This window comes from Nocardia sp. NPDC060220 (genome assembly GCF_042727815.1).
GTDB lineage: Bacteria > Actinomycetota > Actinomycetes > Mycobacteriales > Mycobacteriaceae > Nocardia.
This window is the reverse complement of sequence record NZ_JBHWZY010000883.1, coordinates 1-2,777: the sequence shown is the minus strand read 5'-3', so window position 1 is coordinate 2,777 and position 2,777 is coordinate 1. Positions and strand designations below refer to the sequence as shown.

General features: G+C 65.7%; 2 protein-coding genes. One reads left to right on the top strand and one right to left on the bottom strand.

Going from position 1 to position 2,777, the window contains the following annotated elements:
- The first annotated feature begins 236 nt into the window (after positions 1–236).
- A complete protein-coding gene (locus tag ACFWF3_RS31195) occupies positions 237–1,652 on the top strand; it encodes a DUF1254 domain-containing protein (protein WP_379317319.1) in 1,416 nt (471 codons plus the stop codon).
- Positions 1,653–1,672: 20 nt separating this feature from the next.
- On the opposite strand, the gene ACFWF3_RS31190 is transcribed toward ACFWF3_RS31195, so the two are convergent.
- Entirely contained in the window at positions 1,673–2,416 is a 744-nt protein-coding gene (locus tag ACFWF3_RS31190) for a hypothetical protein (RefSeq protein WP_379317317.1), read from the bottom strand.
- Positions 2,417–2,777 lie beyond the last annotated feature (361 nt).

The following is a 2,777-nucleotide window of genomic DNA, read 5'->3' as shown; positions in this document are numbered from 1 at the left end:
GCGATATGCGGCCGGAGCTCTCCGCGGCCGAGGCGCGTTTCCTGGTGCACGCGGCGTTCGCGATGGTCATCGACCTCGGTCAGCGCTTCGGCGACGACCCGATCGCCGGCCGGGCCAGGGTCGGATTCCTGATGCGGCGGGTGCTGCTCGGTTGAGGCAATTCACCCGTTGTGTATGAGGCGGTGCGTTGCTGACTCGTCATACGCTCGGCGATCAAGCCTTCGAACGGAGCGTGCATGGATTCTCGCGCGAGCGCGCTGACCAGGCGATCGTTGCTCGGGCTCGCCGCCGCGGCCACCGCCGCGGCGGCGTTGCCCGGATGCGGTGACGCATCGGTTCCCGAGCCGATCCGCACCACCGGTCGCCCGGATCTGCTCGCCCGGGCGATCGACGCCTACATCTACGGCTATCCGATGATCCTGCTGGACATGATGCGCGCGGCGAGCGGGCCGATCAACGGCTTCGATCACAGTGTGCTGCCCGATCCCGACGATCGCGGGGTGGCCAGGCTCAGCCACGACATGGTGTATTCGCAGGCGTGGCTCGATATCACCGAAGAGCCGATCGTGCTCCAGATCCCGGGGATGGAGCCCGACCGGTTCTGGCTGTTCCAGCTGGTCGACGGGTGGGCGAACACCGTGCACGACCTGACCAGCAAGACCCCGCGAACCACCGTGGACGCCGACGGCCCACCCTTCACCTACGTCCTCACCGGGCCGCAGTGGTCCGGTGTGCTGCCCGCGAACGTGACCCGGCTGCACATGCCGTCGTCGATGTGCACGATCGTCGCGCGGGTCCAGATCAACGGCACCCCGGACGCGCCGACGGTCAACCAGTGGCAGGAGAAGATGAAGCTGATCCCGCTCAGCGCCTGGGATCGCGGTGAACTCGCCGGGACGGTCAGCCGCGTCCACGCGATAGACCGTGGACCGGAGCCACCGACGAAGCGGATCGCCGCGTTGGACGGCCGCACCTATCTCAACCGCCTGTGCCGGCTGATGCTCACCGATCCCCCCGCTGCCGCCGACGCGCCACTGATGACGCAACTGGCCACGATCGGTGTCCAGCCCGGCGGGGTCCTCGACGACCAGCCCGCCGAAATCCTCGACGAGGCGGTGCGCCAGGCCCACCGCCGCATCGCCGACTGGACAGACCCGACCGCCCGCTTTGTCAACGGCTGGGAGATCCCCGTCGACCTCGGCACCTTCGGTACCGACTACCTCCGCCGCGCGGCCACCACCAAGCGCTCCCCCGCCCTTGCCCCCATTCGTGACGTGCTCTACGCGAACCGCGACGCCCCCACCACCGACGACCGGGGCAACCCACTGCGCTACCGAATCCGTTTCGAACCGGGCCGATGGCCTCCTGTCCACGCCTTCACCTCGATCACCGCCTACGACACGCAAGGTTTCCTGGTCCCCAACCCCGACACGATCTACTCGGTAGGTCACTTCCCCGCCGTTGTCCCCGCCCCCGACGGATCTGTGGAACTAGCCGTCCAGCACCAGGACCCACGTCCCACCGTCCCCACCGGCAACTGGCTCCCCATCCCCGCCACCGGCGACTTCTCCCTCACCCTCCGCCTCTACGCACCGCGCGAGAACGCCCTCGACGGAAAGTGGGAGCCGCCGCCGATGACCCTGGTCGACTGAGCCGGGCACGGATTGTCCGATCACCCGAACTCGACAACGGTGCCGTTCTCGATCGACACCCTCGCGGCCTCGAACAGCAGCAGCCAGGTGATCAACTCCCGGTCGAACGGGTGCGACGAATCGCTGTCCAGCATCGTCCGGATCCTGCCGATCTCGGCGTCGGAGAGCACACCATCGACCAGCTCGATACCCAAATACGGTGCGACATAGACGAGTTCGCGTATCAGCGCACTGCTCGACCCGACCATGCCACCGGCGACGTCGACATCCTCACCGGCGAAAAGCACGTCGTCGAAATCGACCGGTACGTAGAACCCTTCGCAATCCGAATGGCAGATCAGGTGGGAGTCGAAGGTGGATCCGACCAGGTTGATGGCGGGATCATCCGAAGCGCTGTCTCCGTCGGCGACGGGTGTCAGCGGCTGCTCGGGATACTCACGCGCTCGGGCATACGCGCGCCGCAGATAATGCACGAAAGAGTAGGGCACGCCCCCTATCCGAGCGCGGTCCTCGGCCGAACCCGCGGTCCTCGGCTCGTCGTGCGGAGCAAGCCCCTCCCGCACCAGTAGTTCGCTGAGCGCACGCAGTTGCTCGGTCAACGCATCGAGATACGCCGGGTCGCCGCCGGCTGCCACGGCAAAGGCCAGCCCCCCGGTTCCCACTGAAAGTCCCATAGCCGCAAAGCTAGTCCGACCGTCTGACAGGTACCCGCACCCCGCTACGGTCAGACTCTTCCAGAGCCTGCAACTCGGCGTCAGAATCACGATGGCAGCGGACGCAGCTATCCGTTAGGGGGTCCGGTCAGCATTGGACGACATTGCATCGCTCACAGCAATTGCCCTGGTAGGCGCCTTCGTCGCCGAAATGGCCACGGGCGGGAAGCAACTCGTCGCCGATAGGTGTATCGAATAGGAAATGCGCGATCTCATGTCCAGAGAAAGCTTGGACAACTCGAAGGCGAGGAAACATGCAAGACGACTCGGGTGACCCTGTCGAATCTCTCAGCTCCGGCAGGCAGGTAGCCGCGCTGATCGAACTGATCAAGGAAGATGATCAATCAAAGATTGATCTGGTGCTCCCTCTGTTCGGAAGTTCGGATATTGCAGTTCGAAGCGAGGCGGTCCG